The sequence below is a fragment of the Rhodococcus sp. PML026 genome, assembly GCF_000963615.1.
Lineage (GTDB): Bacteria > Actinomycetota > Actinomycetes > Mycobacteriales > Mycobacteriaceae > Rhodococcoides > Rhodococcoides fascians.
The window spans coordinates 188,062-202,762 of sequence record NZ_KQ031368.1 but is presented as its reverse complement, the minus strand read 5'-3'; the positions used below and the strand labels follow the sequence as shown (position 1 = coordinate 202,762).

16 protein-coding genes and 1 pseudogene are annotated in these 14,701 nt (G+C 64.4%); 7 read left to right on the top strand and 10 right to left on the bottom strand.

From position 1 onward, the window contains the following. Window positions 1–40 precede the first annotated feature (40 nt). Complete coding sequence (locus tag VF34_RS03785) at window positions 41–1,537, top strand: fatty acyl-CoA synthetase (protein ID WP_045840880.1); 1,497 nt, start codon at window positions 41–43, stop codon at window positions 1,535–1,537. 5 nt (window positions 1,538–1,542) lie between these two features. Here the strand turns inward: VF34_RS03785 and VF34_RS03780 are convergent, their stop codons facing one another. The 3 genes and pseudogenes from VF34_RS03780 to VF34_RS25465 form a co-directional block, all read right to left on the bottom strand. Further along, on the bottom strand, window positions 1,543–3,186 hold the full coding sequence (locus tag VF34_RS03780) for an HNH endonuclease signature motif containing protein (RefSeq protein WP_045840879.1): 1,644 nt from the start codon (window positions 3,184–3,186) through the stop codon (window positions 1,543–1,545). A gap of 37 nt (window positions 3,187–3,223) precedes the next feature. Continuing rightward, window positions 3,224–3,475 (bottom strand): DUF3253 domain-containing protein, encoded by a 252-nt coding sequence (locus VF34_RS25470; protein ID WP_230597321.1) that lies wholly within the window; start codon window positions 3,473–3,475, stop codon window positions 3,224–3,226. Window positions 3,476–3,490: 15 nt separating this feature from the next. Beyond that, a pseudogene (locus tag VF34_RS25465) lies at window positions 3,491–3,619 on the bottom strand (DUF2256 domain-containing protein); the annotation flags it as partial. Between the two features lie 63 nt (window positions 3,620–3,682). Here VF34_RS25465 and VF34_RS03770 point away from each other — a divergent pair. After that, window positions 3,683–4,249, top strand: coding sequence for a peptide deformylase (locus VF34_RS03770; RefSeq protein ID WP_045840877.1), 567 nt, complete (start codon window positions 3,683–3,685; stop codon window positions 4,247–4,249). 24 nt (window positions 4,250–4,273) lie between these two features. Here the strand turns inward: VF34_RS03770 and VF34_RS03765 are convergent, their stop codons facing one another. After that, on the bottom strand, window positions 4,274–4,606 hold the full coding sequence (locus VF34_RS03765; RefSeq protein WP_045840952.1) for a hypothetical protein: 333 nt from the start codon (window positions 4,604–4,606) through the stop codon (window positions 4,274–4,276). A 106-nt stretch (window positions 4,607–4,712) separates the two neighbouring features. Here VF34_RS03765 and VF34_RS03760 point away from each other — a divergent pair, with 106 nt between their 5' ends. Further along, complete coding sequence (locus tag VF34_RS03760; protein WP_197077426.1) at window positions 4,713–5,126, top strand: DUF6992 family protein; 414 nt, start codon at window positions 4,713–4,715, stop codon at window positions 5,124–5,126. Window positions 5,127–5,268: 142 nt separating this feature from the next. Continuing rightward, a complete protein-coding gene (locus tag VF34_RS03755) occupies window positions 5,269–6,537 on the top strand; it encodes a DUF4185 domain-containing protein (protein WP_045840951.1) in 1,269 nt (422 codons plus the stop codon). Here VF34_RS03755 and VF34_RS03750 read toward each other — a convergent pair. Together VF34_RS03750 and VF34_RS03745 are read right to left on the bottom strand one after the other, a co-directional pair. Then, a complete protein-coding gene (locus VF34_RS03750; protein WP_045840875.1) occupies window positions 6,500–7,123 on the bottom strand; it encodes a hypothetical protein in 624 nt (207 codons plus the stop codon). The two genes, VF34_RS03755 and VF34_RS03750, sit on opposite strands and share 38 nt — an antisense overlap. Continuing rightward, the gene (locus VF34_RS03745) at window positions 7,120–8,076 is read right to left on the bottom strand and encodes a hypothetical protein (protein WP_231578182.1); all 957 of its coding nucleotides are present in this window, start codon (window positions 8,074–8,076) and stop codon (window positions 7,120–7,122) included. Before VF34_RS03745 ends, VF34_RS03750 begins: the two co-directional genes overlap by 4 nt. A gap of 170 nt (window positions 8,077–8,246) precedes the next feature. On the opposite strand from VF34_RS03745, the gene VF34_RS03740 reads away from it, so the two are divergent. After that, window positions 8,247–8,447 carry a hypothetical protein gene (locus tag VF34_RS03740; protein ID WP_052718583.1) on the top strand — a complete coding sequence of 67 codons (201 nt, stop codon included), beginning with the start codon at window positions 8,247–8,249 and terminating at the stop codon, window positions 8,445–8,447. A gap of 89 nt (window positions 8,448–8,536) precedes the next feature. Further along, on the top strand, window positions 8,537–9,895 hold the full coding sequence (locus VF34_RS03735; protein WP_045840873.1) for an acetamidase/formamidase family protein: 1,359 nt from the start codon (window positions 8,537–8,539) through the stop codon (window positions 9,893–9,895). A gap of 75 nt (window positions 9,896–9,970) precedes the next feature. On the opposite strand, the gene VF34_RS03730 is transcribed toward VF34_RS03735, so the two are convergent. Next, complete coding sequence (locus VF34_RS03730) at window positions 9,971–10,588, bottom strand: TetR/AcrR family transcriptional regulator (protein WP_176456978.1); 618 nt, start codon at window positions 10,586–10,588, stop codon at window positions 9,971–9,973. 85 nt (window positions 10,589–10,673) lie between these two features. Between VF34_RS03730 and VF34_RS03725 the strand changes: the two genes are divergently transcribed. After that, on the top strand, window positions 10,674–12,026 hold the full coding sequence (locus VF34_RS03725) for a cytochrome P450 (protein WP_032393136.1): 1,353 nt from the start codon (window positions 10,674–10,676) through the stop codon (window positions 12,024–12,026). A 3-nt stretch (window positions 12,027–12,029) separates the two neighbouring features. Here the strand turns inward: VF34_RS03725 and VF34_RS03720 are convergent, their stop codons facing one another. From VF34_RS03720 to VF34_RS03710, 3 genes are all read right to left on the bottom strand, one after another. Next, window positions 12,030–12,893, bottom strand: a complete 864-nt coding sequence (locus tag VF34_RS03720) for an alpha/beta fold hydrolase (protein ID WP_156158489.1) — start codon at window positions 12,891–12,893, stop codon at window positions 12,030–12,032. A 47-nt stretch (window positions 12,894–12,940) separates the two neighbouring features. Then, window positions 12,941–13,237: an antibiotic biosynthesis monooxygenase family protein gene (locus VF34_RS03715; RefSeq protein WP_045840872.1), complete on the bottom strand. Its 297-nt coding sequence runs from the start codon at window positions 13,235–13,237 to the stop codon at window positions 12,941–12,943. A gap of 68 nt (window positions 13,238–13,305) precedes the next feature. Then, window positions 13,306–14,682, bottom strand: a complete 1,377-nt coding sequence (locus tag VF34_RS03710) for an NAD-dependent succinate-semialdehyde dehydrogenase (protein ID WP_045840871.1) — start codon at window positions 14,680–14,682, stop codon at window positions 13,306–13,308. Between the last annotated feature and the right edge of the window lie 19 nt (window positions 14,683–14,701).

Here is a 14,701-nt window from a genome sequence, read left to right as displayed (position 1 = left end):
GTCGAGGCAAAAAGCTTGGACGCCCTATAACGTCGTTGTCATGACGAACGGCACCCGAGTCAGCACCGTCGACGGCGTTCTGCGCAGGTCGGCGGCGAAATTTCCCGACCGTCCGGCTGTGACGTTCGAAGGCCGCAGCCATAGCTACCGCGAGCTCGACACTGCCGTGACGCGGGTCGCCCGTCGGTTGATCGCGATGGGCTTGGACAAGGGTGACCGGGTGGCGGCGTACGGCGTCAACTCCGACGCGTACGTGGTGGCATTTCTTGCCTGTGCGCGAGCAGGATTAATGCACGTGCCCATCAACTACGCACTCGTGGGCGACGAGCTGCTGTATCTGCTCGATCAGTCGGGCGCACGGGCAGTGCTCGTCGACCCGGAATTGTCGAACACGCTCGATTCCGTTCGGAGCGGTACCGCCGTCGAGTTCGTGGTGTCGCTTCCGGATCTGCTCGACCCTGCCGGGGATGATTCGGTCCTCGAGCCGGCCGCGGACTCCGCGGACCTGGCGCAGTTGCTCTACACCTCCGGCACGACGTCGAAACCGAAGGGCGCGATGATGTCTCACGGCGCGCTCGTTGCCGAGTACGTCTCGTGTGTGATCGCTCTGGGGTTCACTGAAGACGACGACCCGCTGTTGGTGATGCCGATGTACCACTCGGCGGGGATGCACGTGTTCATGCTGCCGTATCTGTCGGTCGGGGCGACCGTGCGACTGATGCGCAAGCCCGACGTCGCGGAGATTCTGCGGCGGATCGAGGACGAGAAGATCAAGTCGTTGTTCCTGGCCCCGACGGTGTGGGTTCCGCTCGCCAATCACCCCGACCTAGATTCTCGTGATCTGTCGTCGTTGAAGAAGGCGCAGTACGGGTCGTCGATCATGCCCGTCACCGTGTTGACCCGGCTGCGTGAGCGATACCCGGACATCGAGTTCTACAACTGCTTCGGGCAATCCGAAATCGGTCCGCTGGCAACGGTTCTGCAGCCGTCCGAGCACGAGGCCAGACCGGCGTCGTGCGGTCGTGCGGTGTTCTTCGTCGAGACCCGCGTCGTCGACGCGGACGGTAACGATGTGCCGGACGGTGAGCCCGGTGAGATTCTCTACCGCTCGCCTCAATTGTGCGACGGTTACTGGGACAAGCCGGAGGCGACGGCGGATGCGTTCTCGGGTGGGTGGTTCCATTCGGGTGATCTGGTGACTCGGGACGCCGAGGGGTTCATCACGGTCGTCGACCGGATCAAGGACGTCATCAACACGGGCGGAATTCTGGTTGCTTCTCGTGAGGTCGAGGACGTGATCTACACCCACCCCGCCGTTGCCGAGGTGGCGGTCATCGGGACTCCGGACGACAAGTGGATCGAAGCGGTGACTGCTGTCGTCGTGCTCAAGGACGGAAGTGAGGTGTCGGCGCAGGAGTTGATCGACCACGTGAAGGGCAGGATCGCGCCGTTCAAGGTGCCGAAGACCGTCACTTTCCTGGACGAGTTGCCCCGCAACCAGAGCGGAAAGTTGCTCAAGCGCGCGTTGCGCGCCTGAGTTGTTCAGGCTGCTCGCTGTTTTCGTCGGTGGTAGCTGGGGAGGGGCTGCTGTCTGGGGTCGACGGATTCGGGTGGGATGGCGTAGGGGTGTCCGTCGTCGCCCATGATGAGCTGCCAGTCGCCGTGGTGGACGAGGCGGTGGCATTCTCCGCAGACCAGCGCGAGGTTGTCGAGGTCGGTGGGGCCGCCGTGTTCCCAGAATTTGATGTGGTGGGCTTGGCACCACTGGGCTGGGCGGCCGCACATGACGCAGCAGGTGTCGCGGATGGCCAGGGCGATGCGTTGGTCGTCGCTGGCGAGTCGTGTGGTTCGTCCGAGCGCGAGTGGTACGCCGTGGTGGTCGACGATGACCGGGGTCAGGTCGGCGTCGCAGGTGACGAGTTCGGCGAGGAAGCGGCTGATGGGGCCGGTCCAGTCGAGGTGGAACGGCCAGTCCGCGTCGCCCGGCTCGGGCGCAGACTTCTGCCCGCCGTTACTGTCACCGCCACGGCCGGCCGCGGTGGCGTCGCGAGAACCAGCGTCGCCCGGGTCGGACGCAGACTTCTGCCCGGCACCACCACATCCGGATGCCGCTTCGCCGTGAGCAGCGATATCCCCTCGAGCCACTCCATCCGGACGCGAGCCGTTGCTATCGCCGCCGTTCGAGGAGCTCTTCGCGACCGAACCCGTGTCGACCGAATCCGTTGCAGTGCTACCCGTTTGCTTGTTGCCACCGTGGGCGAGCAAGTCCCGCAGGGCAACGATCAGGTGCACCGACGCCCGCGACCCGCCCGCCGACCCGCGGGTGCTGCCGCGTAGGTGTCGGTCGAGGATCTGATCGAGTGCATCGGCCCGGCGCTTGGACGGGCTGCGTGGGTCGCGCTCCCCGCCGGGACCCGGCCGCGGTGCCGTCAACGGCGACAGAGCGGTGAGAAGTTTCTCGGCGAGCAACCGGTCGATGTCGCCACCGAACTGGAAGCGGCCGTTGGCCAGAGCATGCAGGTCGAACCGGTTCAGTGCCGAGTTCTCCGACACCGGTCGCGGTGCAGGTGTCGGCGGAACAGGCTCGGGCGCAGGCGGTTCCGGATCCGGTGTCGGGTCGCCGTGTCGGTCGGAGGACGTGGCGGTGTCGGCGGCGCGACGCTCCTGTTCCTGCTGTTCTTGCTCTCGGCGGTGTTTCTCGGCTTTTTCGTGTCGTGCGCGGGCGTCGTCCGCGGCCGCATGCGCCAATGCCTGGGCGCGGGAGGTGACGTGGCCGGCGGTGTTGCGCATCGCGGTGTCGAGCAATTCGTCGACAATTCCGTCGCGCCGGTCCTGATCCAACGGCGGGTCGGCCACCAGGACGACGTCGTATCCCTCGGCGATGGCGGCGGCGTGCGCGGCATGGATGCGACCATCGGCGAGGGCGTCGAGCACCGTGGGGTGATCGAACAACCAGTACCCCAGTGCGTTCTGGCGGGCGGCGGATCCGTCGGTGATCCGTATCGACTTCGCGTACCAGCGGGTGACGGACGAGTGCCCGAGTTTCATCGCCAAGCCACGTCGGTCGATCTCGGCGAGCAACGTCAATCTCTGTGCTGCGAGGGCGTTTTCGAGAGAGATGACGTCAGCAAGCTCAGAGACCAACTCCTGGTCCCCGAGCCCGAACACATCCCCCCATGTCTTCACACCACGAAAGCTATACCCACCCACCGACAGGTTTCCGTCAACGCTTCCAACGGATCCGGATCGGCCCCTTTGCGGTCGAGGGATCTATGACCGACCCCTTCTGGGTGATCTCGACTTCGCCTGTGTCGACCATACGTCGGGCCGCGCGGCGAACGGGCTCCATCAAGTCGCGCCAGTCGTCGTCGGACAGGGCTCGTGCGACGTCCGATGGGCAGATCGTGGCGTCGCGTGATCGGGCGTCGAGCAAGGATCGGATTTTGTCTTCGAGTTCCTTGTCGGTTGCACTCACCTTGCGCCGCCGGCAGGTGTCGCTGCAGTACTTGACGTCATCCCAGTTCTTCTCCCATTTCTTGCGCCACTCGATCCGCCGACCGCACGACGCGCAGACCTTGTCTGCGGGGTGCGCGGTGGAGGGACGACGGGAGTGGGCCACAGATCGACAGTAACCTCGTTGCCCAGGGCTTCGCCGCTCTCGGAGCGAAACTATCCTTATCTCATGGCGATTCGAGCGATCCTGGTTGCCGGTGATCCCCGGCTGACAACTCCGGCAACTCGCGTGACGGTGTTCGACGACGAGCTCGAAGCGTTGGTCGAGGACATGTTCGACACCAATACGGCTGCACCCGGTGCGGGCCTCGCGGCCAACCAAATAGGCGACCCACGTTCGGTCTTCGTCTACGACCTGCGGGACGGCGGGGTCCGTCATCGCGGACACGTGATCAACCCGGTGCTCGAGACCTCAGGGATTCCCGAGACGATGCCCGACCCGGACGACACCGAGGGATGCCTGTCCGTGCCGGGGGAGCTGTTCCCGACCGGGCGTGCCCAGTGGGCCCGTGTCACAGGTGTCGATGTGGAGAACAACCCGGTGACGGTGGAAGGCACGGGCTATCTGGCGCGGTGTCTGCAGCACGAGTCCGACCATCTGGCCGGGCTCCTCTACCTCGACCGCCTGCTCGGCCGCCACCGACGTGCGGCGAAGAAGATGATCAAGGAGAGGGGGTGGGTCGGGCCGGGCAACACTTGGTTGCCCGGGGCCGACTCGCATCCGCTCGGACTCTGATCGCGGCCGTGCCCTATTCGACTGTCAGAACGGGTTGTAGACGTAGAGCATTCGGTAATCCCATTCCGACGATCCGGAGGGGATTCGGATCTCGGCGAGCACGTGGCCGTTCTGGGAGCATGATCCGCGGGCGTGGAACGACCAGCAGTCGATTTGCCGGCTGGTCCCGAACGGGCTGATGATCAGCGACTTCTCGCTCGCGCTGCCGTAGGCCGCGGGGTCGAATGCGTTGACGAAGCTCGATGTGGAGTCCTTGGGGCCGAACGGGTTGTCGTCGGGCGCAGCGGATGCCGTCGGTGCGGCGAGCACCGCCACGCCGATCGTCAGTGCAGCGCCGGCGAGGATCTTCTTCAGCATGGTGACTCCGTTCGTTTCGAGCACGAATACCCGGTGCTCGGTGATCGGCAGCAACGGACCGCGCGTTACGGGTGGCCTTCGGGTTCGAGCCCGGCACACTGGAGCGATGACTCGTATGGAAGCTCCCGCCGTCGCCCAACTACTCGGTCGGCGTCTCGCCGTGTGGGGCGGTGTGAGTGTGCTTGCCGGAACGGTGTTGGCGGTGCGCGGCTCGTCGCCTGCCCGTCGTGCATTCGGCCAGCAGACCGCGGGTTGGGGTGCGATCGATGTGGCGATCGCAGGGGCGGGAGCGCTCAATTCCTCGGTCCCGACGTCGAAGAGTCTGAGCAAGTTGCTGTGGATCAATGCGGGGCTCGATGTTCTCTATGTCGCGGCCGGTGCGCACATCGCCGTCCGGAAGCCCAGCTTCGGCCGTCGAATCACCGCTGACCAGGCAATCGGTCACGGAACGGCGGTCGTCGTGCAGGGCGCTGCCCTGTTCGCACTGGATACGACTCACGCGCGCATGATTGCCGGCTAATCACACGAGTGTCATTCTCGCCGTAGGCGTTTTGTCAAGTACCGACACGCCCAATTTGTTGCGCGATCAGTAGATTTGCGTAACACTCGTCCCATCAGTCACATCAGTATCGTGGGTCACACGGGAAACGGTGGGTTCGTCCATGCGCTTACGTAGTCGGCAGATCGCTGTTGGGGCTGTCCTGGCACTGGCAGTGAGCGGGCTGAGCGCATTGACTGCGCCGACCGTCTCTGCAGAACCGTGCGGCGGCCTGGGTGGGCCGGGCTCCTCACCGCTGTTCGGTTCGTCGGGCAGCGCGGGAATGTCGGGCAAGAACCCGCAGGGACCGCAGGGTCCTCTGCCGCGCATCACCGGGAACAGCCAGAGCATCGCCTGGGTCACCGGTCCGCAGAGCGTGAACGACACCTACGACAACCTGGCGATGTCCGGAACCGACCTCGGTATCACCTGGGACAACGGTGCGGGCCAGATCTTGATGGCGTTCGGTGACACGTTCGGTGATTGCTCCTCCGGCAATGCCCAGTGGCGCAGCAATGCACTCTTTCGCTCGGACAAGGCGTCGACGAACCTGTCGCAGGGCATCACGATCGGTCCGGCCGACTCTGCGAACACCACCTCGGGTGCGGTTGTCAGAGCGAACAATCCGCGTTACGCCGCCGAGATCATCTCGAGCGCGAAGCTACCGAGCGTCGAGGACACGACCATCCCCACGGCGGCTATCGCGATCGGCAACACCCAGTACATCAACTACATGTCGGTGCAGAGCTGGGGCACGCCCGGTCGCTGGATCACGAACTACTCGGCAACGGCCAAATCGACCGACAACGGCCAGAATTGGACGACGGATCCCAAGACGATCCGCGTCAACAAGGGTGTCACGATCCCAGGCTTCACCAACGTCCACGAAAGCCAGGGCAAGTTTCAGCAGAGCGCCTATGTTCTGGGACAAGACGGTCAGTACCTGTACCAGTTCGGCACTCCCAACGGACGATTCGGCGACGCGTTCGTCTCCCGAGTCGCGCCCGATCAGATCGAGAATCTCGACGCGTACGAGTATTCGACGCAAGATCCCGATCCGGCCAAGCAATGGTCCAAGAACGTCGGCGACACCGTGGCCGTGGTGAAGGGCCCGGTCAGCGAGATGTCGGTGGCGTGGAACGACTACCTCGGCCGGTACGTCATGATGTACGGCAACGAGAACAACCGGACGCTGGTGGCGCGCACGGCGGAAAACCCGGAGGGGCCGTGGAGCGAACCGAGGACGATTCTCGACGCCAACCAGACGGCAGGCGGCATCTACGCGCCGTTCATTCACCCGATGTCGAGCGGAAAAGACCTGTACTTCACGGCTTCTCGGTGGTCCGATTACAACGTCATGCTTCTGAAGACGAACCTCGACGCGTTGAAGTGACGCGTCCGGCGGCGGCGTCGAGGTAGGCGTCGACGTCCATGTCGATTTCTGCAGACAGCAGTCCACGCCGGATCGTCGAGAGATACTTGCTCGACGGTTCGCCGTGCTGCCGCACGATCGAACTCGTCAGTGTGAACGCGGGCAGTCCGTCGATGTCCGGAAGCCGTAGCAACGCTTCGTATTTCCCTCGGTATGCTTCACCTCGGCGGTCGATGTCGAGTGCGGCCCACTCGCCGATGCTCAGTGATTCCACAGCCGAGATATCGACGGAATCGACCACGTTCTCCACCGAGGCGACGTGCGCCAACTGCACACTGTCGATCAGGTATCCGTGTACCAGAGACGGATATGTGGGATCGGTGTTCAGCGACACGAAGGCCGACGCCCCGGTCCACCGTCGGGACACGCCTGCGAAGTACAGGGCGTGATCGATCCACAACCAGCGTTCGGCCTCGACCGCTGCCGACGAGGGTGCCGGTGGATGTGCCCCGAACTCCGAGCCGTCCTCGGAGCCCGTCAGGTAGACGGAGAACCTCTCTCGCAACAGGTTCGAGCCATACGCGACGTACCAGAGGCGGTCGGTCACTCGGCCTCGAACAGCTGCCGGTACGCCTCGGCGAGTAGGTCGGCCGCGAGATCGTTGTTGTGTGCCGCTGCGCCCGTTGAGTTTCCGGACCGCATCAGCCGCGCGTTGAGGCCGTACGCGAGATCGTCGAACGTGTCGTCGTCGATGCCGAGATCGACATCCACGTCTTCTTCCAGTAACGCGCCGAGGTCGATCGACCACGACCACACCCGTTCGTCTCGGTACGGTCCCCTTCCGGCGCTGACGGTTTCGTTGGAGACCTCGAGTTGCTCGTCGGTCCGGTCGCGCGGAACGTTGGTGTTGATGCGCAGGTCGAGCTCGATCGTGTCGTCGTCGTGCACGATTTCGTCGACTCGCAGGGTCTCGAAGCCGCCGCACGCCAGCGTCAACAATCGTCGCGGACCGGTGTCGTCCTGTACGTCGGACAGAGCGGCTGTCTGCCACAGGTATTTCGCGGTGTTGGCTGGGTCGGGGATCGACGAGTTGACGTAGTCGGCCACGATGCTTCGGATGGCGGGGTACGCGATGTGGTCGGACAGTTCCCAGAACTGGCGACGACTGCGTCCCACGGCCGCGTCGAGGAGCGTCGTGCGCTTGGCTCGTTCTTTGGGCAGTGCCGTCTTCACTCCCGGAGCTTCGCCGATCGCGGTGGGCTCCGACGGGCGTTGTCGCAGTGGGTGGAGCTGGGACACGAGATCGGTGAGCTGCTCCAGACGATCTGCGGCACCGGGTGCTACCTCGAGGGCCTCGATGTCGGGCCATATCTCGCGGTCGGCATTCACTCGGGCCGCGAGTGATTCGGAGTAGCCCACGAAGGCCGCGTTGTCTGCGAAATGCAGAACGTAGAGTCCGTTTCGGAGGTCCTTGGCGGCGAAGATCGTGGCGATGGCCCCGGAATCGGTGACGTCGAAGCGTTCGAGAGCGAATCCGTCGGGTGTGGAGTCTGTCGGCATGGCAGTGAATCTACCGACGCGTGCGAGCACCGCCTATTCGTCGAAATACGAATTTCTCTCACCGCGCCGTCGTCGTCGAACCAGGGATCGTTGCGTTGCCGTCCGGTCGGCGTCGATCGACCTTACCGCCGGGAACACCTCTCGATGCCCCGCGCCTCAATGACTCCGATTTGCGCACGCGCAGCGCCAGATTCGGTTCGCTGCGTCGTCGGATCATGCTCGACGCCCCCGCAGCGGTGGCCGGCCCGTTAATCGGGCTGCTGTGGCTGATCGTCGACGGTGGGGGCTTTGCTCAATTTCTGGCAGTGAGTCTGTTGGCAGCTGTCACCGCGATCTGGTGGTCGGCGATCGCCGGCAGCGACCCCAGCTGAGTCGCTGAGCAATTCGCGTGACGCGCGTTCGTAACTGCTGAGAAACACCCCTGATCTACGTTCGATATTCGGACAATTCAGGAGGCAGCATGGCGCAGTCGATGGCAGAGCAGGCAGCGGAAACGATCAGCAAAGGGATCGGTCGACGCGGCTTCATTCGGGCGGTGGCAGCGATGAGCGCCGGGGCCGGCTTGGCCACAACAGCTGCGTGTTCGACGACCTCGACGACCACTGCCGCCGCGAGTTCATCGGCTCCGGCACCGGTCGGCATTCTTCAGCCGGGAGCCGGTGACATCTCCGGCGATCACTACCTGAGCTCGGAGGTCGACAAGGTCCTGTGGGGGTACGTCCCGACGGTCGAGTCCGAATCGGTGCTGCAGATGAAGTCCGGCGAGACGGTGACCATCGATGCGCTCAGCCACGAGGGCATTCTCGAGGACCAGGGCCGCGATCCCGTCGAATTCTTCGGCGGCAAAGGCGTTTCGGAGTCCGACGTCCTCCAGGACGCCATCGACATCGCCGGCGGATACGACAGGACGGTACGCAACTTCGACGTCGACGGACCGCACGTCGTGACCGGTCCGGTGTTTATCGAAGGTGCGCAGCGCGGAGACGTTCTCAAGATCGAAACTATGGAGGCCGTTCCGCGGGTGCCGTACGGTGTGGTGTCGAGCAGGCACGGCAAGGGTGCTCTGGCAGTCACGGCGTCCGGCGAGGCGCCGGCGGGCATCAGCCTGGACGAGGTCATGCCGCCGATCGGAAGCGACGGCAGGAAATCGGGTGATCCGACGCAGTACGGCAATGTATCCACGTTCACGTCCGTCGAGGACGGACAGGGCGTGATGCGGTACGGCGATGCGGCCGTGCGCTTTCCGTTGCGCCCGTTCATGGGCATGATGGGCGTGGCGTTCGCCAGCGACCCGGGTCTGACATCCCCGAATGCCAACTCGATTCCCCCGACGCTCGGCGGCGGCAACATCGACGTCGGTCTGCTCGGCGTCGGCTCGACGTTCTACCTTCCCGTGTTCGCGGAGGGCGCGTTGTTCTACGTCGGCGATCCGCACATGGCGATGGGTGACGGTGAGGTGGCGCTGACTGCGATGGAGGGGTCTCTGCGCGGCACCTTCCGCCTTACGGTCTGCAAGGCGGGCAGCGGTGACGCGCCGTCGGTCGCGTACTCGTATCCCTTTGCCGAGAACGAAGACTCGTGGATCCCGATCGGATTGTCCGACCCGGACGGGGCCGTCGACGGCCAGAGCTCGGACCTGAATGCGGCGATGCGTCGCGCGGTGGTCAATGCTCTCGACTTCTTGGAGACCGATCTCGGCATGGACCGGGCGACGGCGTATGCGTACCTCTCCGCTGCCGCGAACTTCACTGTCTCGCAGGTGGTCGACAAGACCGTCGGCGTGCACGGGCAGATCTCGAAGACGCACTTCGACCGGTAGGAGTGCGCCTCCGGCGCAGTGGTGCGGGTAAGTGCCTCTGCGGGCTCATAAACACGCCACTGCGCGTAGCGCACCTCAGCGATGCGCCGTCGCGATGAAGTGACGTGTTGCGGCGTCGACGATGTCTGCAGGTGCGATGTCGATTTCGTCGTTCAGCCAGGCGATCACGAGTTCGGCAAGTCCACCGATGAAGAGCAGACCGTTGATCTCCGACTGTGGTTGGGGCCAAGCCTTCTCGCCGTAGAGTTCGCGCGACTGTTCGGCCACCAGATGGGCGAAGCCGCGCAATGACTTTCGTCGGTATTCGCGGAGGGAGTCGACGGCCAGCGATTCGATCATCGCGACCCGGCCCTTGCGGCGGTCCTCGGTCAGGACGCCGACGAACGCGGTCACCGCATTGTGTACCTTCTCGTCGACGGTCCGGGCGGGGGAGTGCAGTGCATCCAGCGCTGCCGTTCGTATCTCGGCGGACACCGATTCCACGACCTGCTCGAGCAAGTCGTCTCTGCTGCTGAAGTTTTGGTAGAAGTAGCGCTCGGTCAGCTTGGCGTGTGCGCAGATCGCGGTCATGGTCGCACCCTTCGCTCCGGCTGCCGCGAATACCTCGAGGCCGGCGTCGAGCAATCTCGCTCGGCGGTCGGCCGCGCGGTCGTCGGCGCTCATGCCGTTGTAGCGACGCGTCGTGGGAGGCATGGGTAGATCTTGACAGAGACCGTGACTGTGACGCAGACTACATCTCATCTGACATGGCACCATGTCAGATTGACGGAGGTCGACAATGGCACGTGCTCTGGCTGCTCCACCCGCAGATTCAGCTCTCCAACCGGTGTTCGGCGACGGCGGTCTTCCCGTCGTCGGGCACACGCTCGAGTACATTCGAGACCCTCTGAAGCTGCTCGGTAGTCGGTGGGACAAGTACGGCGAGGTCTCGTGGATGACGATGGCCGGGCAGAAGTGGATCACCGTTCTCGGTCCCGATGCGTGTCAGCAGGTGCTGCAGAACGCGGACAAGGCGTTCGCCAACGGTGACGGCTGGTCGCTGTTGATCGGGCCGTTCTTCCACGGCGGGCTGATGCTGCTCGACTCCGAGGAGCACCTACGTCATCGACGAATCATGCAGCAGGCCTTCACTCGGGACCGGCTGACCAAGTCCGTCGCAGCGTTGAATCCAGTCACAGCAACGGGTTTGGACGCGTGGCAGCCGGGCCGCGACTTCCAGGTCTATCCGGCGCTCAAAGCGCTGACGCTGGACGTCGCGACGAGCATCTTCATGGGAGGTGCGGAGGGAACGACGGACGCCGACATCGCTGAGCTCAATGCGAGTTTCATCGCCTGCGTGCAGGCTGCCACGTCGATCGTGCGCTACCGCGTTCCGGGCACGCGGTGGAAGCGGGGTCTGGACGGTCGAGCGGTGCTCGACCAGTTCTTCCGCCGCTACCTCCCGGCCCGTCGAGCCACCGAGACCGACGACCTCTTCTCGGTGTTGTGCCACATCGAGGGTGACGACGGAGAGCACTTCTCCGACGACGAAGTGATCGACCACATGATCTTCCTGCTCATGGCTGCGCACGACACGTCGACGATCACGCTGTCGACGATGATGCAGTACCTCGGCCAGCATCCGGAGTGGCAGGACAAGTGCCGGGCCGAATGCGAGGCGCTGGGCACCGATGCTCCGTCGTTCGCGCAACTCGACGAGCTGACCAACGTCGATCTGGTGATGAAGGAGTGCTTGCGCCTGGTCTCGCCCACACCGGTGGTGGCCCGCCGTGCCGTGAAGGACACCGAGGTGCAGGGCAAGTTCGTGCCCGCGGGAACGTACGCCTCTGTCGCGCCGCACTTCACGCATCACATGGAGCAGTACTGGCCCAACCCCGAGCAATTCGATCCCGGGCGGTTCGCCGCCGATCGCCGCGAGGACAAGGTGCACCGCTATGCGTGGGAGCCGTTCGGCGGCGGCGTCCACAAATGCATCGGCATGTTCTTCGCCGGGGCCGAGATCAAGACGATCATGCATCACCTGTTGCTGCGATTCGACTGGACGGTCGACCCCGATTACGTTGCACCGCTGAACTTCACGTCGCTGCCCTTCCCCGAGGACGGGCAGCCTGTGCAGCTTCGACGGCGGTAAGTATTACCCGGCGCGCTCGGTGAGCCAGCCGATGATGTCGGCGGTGACCTCGTCGCGATTGGTCTCGTTCAGAATCTCGTGGCGCGCGCCGGGGTAGAGCGTGACGGTCACATCGCTCATGCCGGCCTCGCGGTAGCGGGACGCCAGTGTCTCGATCAACTGGCCGCCGCCGGCGAGTGGGTCGTCCGTTCCCGACGTGATGAGCAGGGGGAGGTCCGAGCGGATCTGCTCCAGGTTGCGGGGATCGGCGAGCTTCTCGGCCTCACCGAACAGCGCGGGCACCGTCGACGCCGGAAGGTCGAAGCCGCACAGTGGATCTGCGACGTAGGCGTCCACCTCGGCCTCGTCGCGCGAGAGCCACTCGTATCCGGTGCGGTGCTCGAAGGCGGCGTTGAACACGCTGAGGTCGCCCGCTGGGGCGTCGGCCATTCCTGCGGCGAGTACGTCGAGTGTCGTCGAGCCCGACAGCACCACGCCCTCGTACAGATCCGATCGCTCGATCAGAACATGCTGGGTAGCAAAGGATCCCATGGAATGAGCGAACAAGAACAGAGGCAGGTCGGGGTACTCGGTCAGAAGTGATTCGCCCAGTTGCTCGATGTCTGCCCACAGGCCGGCGAATGCGGCGGCCCCGAAATCGCCGGGGGTGTCCACGATCGACTGGCCATGGCCGCGGTGATCCGACGCGACGACGTGGAATCCGGCGTCGTTCAGAGCGGCAGCGAAGCGTGCGTACCGGCTGCCGTGCTCGGCCAGTCCGTGCGCGATCTGTACGACACCGCGAGCAGGATCGGCGGACGTCGCCCAGGTGTAGGTGCTGATCTCGAGGTCGTCCTGCTTGGACACGAACGACGAAGCGTTGGCCACGGAAATCTCCTTGGTGCGGCGAGAGGGTCGAGACACGAACCTAACTCTTACGCCTCGAGCATCGGAGCAAAATGCTCGACGACGGGGAACGGTTCGTAGAAATGGTGCAGCAGCGACTTCCACTGCTGATACTCGTCGGAACAACGAAAGCCGTCGGTGTGGTCTTCGAGTCGTTCCCACTTCACCAACAGCAGGTAGGTATTCGGCTGCTCGATGCCCCGCGAGAGGGTCAGATTCACGAACCCCGGCATCGACGCGATGATCGATTTCGCATCGGCGAACGCGGTTTCGAACTCGTCGGTTCGGTGGGGGATGACATGCAGCAGGGCGTGTTCGACGATCACCGAGACAGTATGACCGCAGCAGCGCGATGCTCCCCGAGCAACTGCCCGGGGAGCATCGGCGAGTACGGCTACTTCGCGGAGACTCGGACGAGCTTTTTGTTCACGAATTCGTCCATGCCCCACGGTCCCAGCTCGCGGCCGACGCCGGAGCGCTTCACACCGCCGAACGGCAGGCCGGGCAGTGTGGTGCCGTGTTCGTTGACGAACGCCATGCCCACTTCGAGTTGCTCGGCGACGTCGCGGGCCTTGTCGAGGTCAGCGCTCCACACCGAGCCGCTGAGACCGTATGCGGAGGAGTTCGCCAGTTCGATTGCCTGCTGCGCGCTTTCGACCTTGTAGATCACACCGGCCGGCCCGAACAGCTCTTCGCTGTAGGCGCGCATGTCCGGGGTCACGTCTGTCAGCAGCGTCGGCTGCACGTAGGCACCCGGTCCGTCGATCTTCTTGCCACCGGTGAGCAGTGTCGCGCCCTTGGACACCGCGTCGTCGATCTGCTCGATCAACGTGTCGGCAGCGGTCTGCGACGACAGGGGACCGAGGGTGGTGTTGGCATCCAATGGATCGCCGGTCTGCACGGCCTCGAAGGACGTGACCAGTTTGGCGACGAATTCGTCGTAGACATCTTCGGCGACGAGTATGCGCTTGGCGGCATTGCAGGCCTGGCCTGCGTTGGACAGGCGCGCACGGGTTGCGGATTCGACGGTGGCGTCCATGTCCGCGGAGTCGAGCAGGATGAACACGTCCGAACCGCCGAGCTCGAGCACGACCTTCTTGAGGTTGCGCCCGGCCGTCTCGGCGACGGACGTTCCGGCTCGCTCACTTCCGGTGAGGGAGACGCCCTGCACGCGGGCGTCGGCGATCATGTCGGCGATCTGCTCGTTGGTCGCGAAGATGTTGATGTATGCGTCCCGGGGGAGTCCGGCCTGCTGGAAGATCTCCTCCATCAGCAGCGCCGACTGCGGGCAGTTCGGTGCGTGCTTGAGCAGAATCGTGTTGCCCACCATCAGGTTCGGGCCTGCGAACCGGGCCACCTGGTAGTACGGGAAGTTCCACGGCATGACGCCGACGAGCGCCCCTACCGGCTTGCGCTGCAGCACAGTGTCTTCCGCGCCGGGGACGTCGAGCTTCTCGTCCTCGAGCAGCGCGGGGCCGTTGTCTGCGTAGTAGCGGTAGATGTTGGACGACAGCTCCACCTCGCCCTGGGATTCGGTGAGCGGCTTGCCCATTTCGAGCGAAATCGTTCGGGCCAGTTCGTCCGAGCGCTCGGTGTAGAGATCGGCGACCTTGGTCAGGATTTCGGCGCGGTGCTCCGGTGAGGTCTTTCGCCACGTACGGAAGCCGGCGTCGGCGTCGGCCAGTGCACGCTCGACGCCCGCCGCGTCGAGAGTTTCGAATTCCTTGACGGTTGTGCCGTCGGCAGGATTGACAGTTTTGTAGGTCGTCATGATCGGTTCAACGAGCGCG

Coding starts and splice junctions, on each gene's coding strand:
- VF34_RS03785 (WP_045840880.1), top strand. CDS start 41: ATGACGAACGGCACCCGAGTCAGCACCGTCGACGGCGTTCTGCGCAGG.
- VF34_RS03770 (WP_045840877.1), top strand. CDS start 3,683: ATGGCGATTCGAGCGATCCTGGTTGCCGGTGATCCCCGGCTGACAACT.
- VF34_RS03765 (WP_045840952.1), bottom strand. CDS start 4,606: ATGCTGAAGAAGATCCTCGCCGGCGCTGCACTGACGATCGGCGTGGCG.
- VF34_RS03760 (WP_197077426.1), top strand. CDS start 4,713: ATGACTCGTATGGAAGCTCCCGCCGTCGCCCAACTACTCGGTCGGCGT.
- VF34_RS03755 (WP_045840951.1), top strand. CDS start 5,269: ATGCGCTTACGTAGTCGGCAGATCGCTGTTGGGGCTGTCCTGGCACTG.
- VF34_RS03745 (WP_231578182.1), bottom strand. CDS start 8,076: ATGCCGACAGACTCCACACCCGACGGATTCGCTCTCGAACGCTTCGAC.
- VF34_RS03735 (WP_045840873.1), top strand. CDS start 8,537: ATGGCGCAGTCGATGGCAGAGCAGGCAGCGGAAACGATCAGCAAAGGG.
- VF34_RS03730 (WP_176456978.1), bottom strand. CDS start 10,588: ATGCCTCCCACGACGCGTCGCTACAACGGCATGAGCGCCGACGACCGC.
- VF34_RS03725 (WP_032393136.1), top strand. CDS start 10,674: ATGGCACGTGCTCTGGCTGCTCCACCCGCAGATTCAGCTCTCCAACCG.
- VF34_RS03710 (WP_045840871.1), bottom strand. CDS start 14,682: ATGACGACCTACAAAACTGTCAATCCTGCCGACGGCACAACCGTCAAG.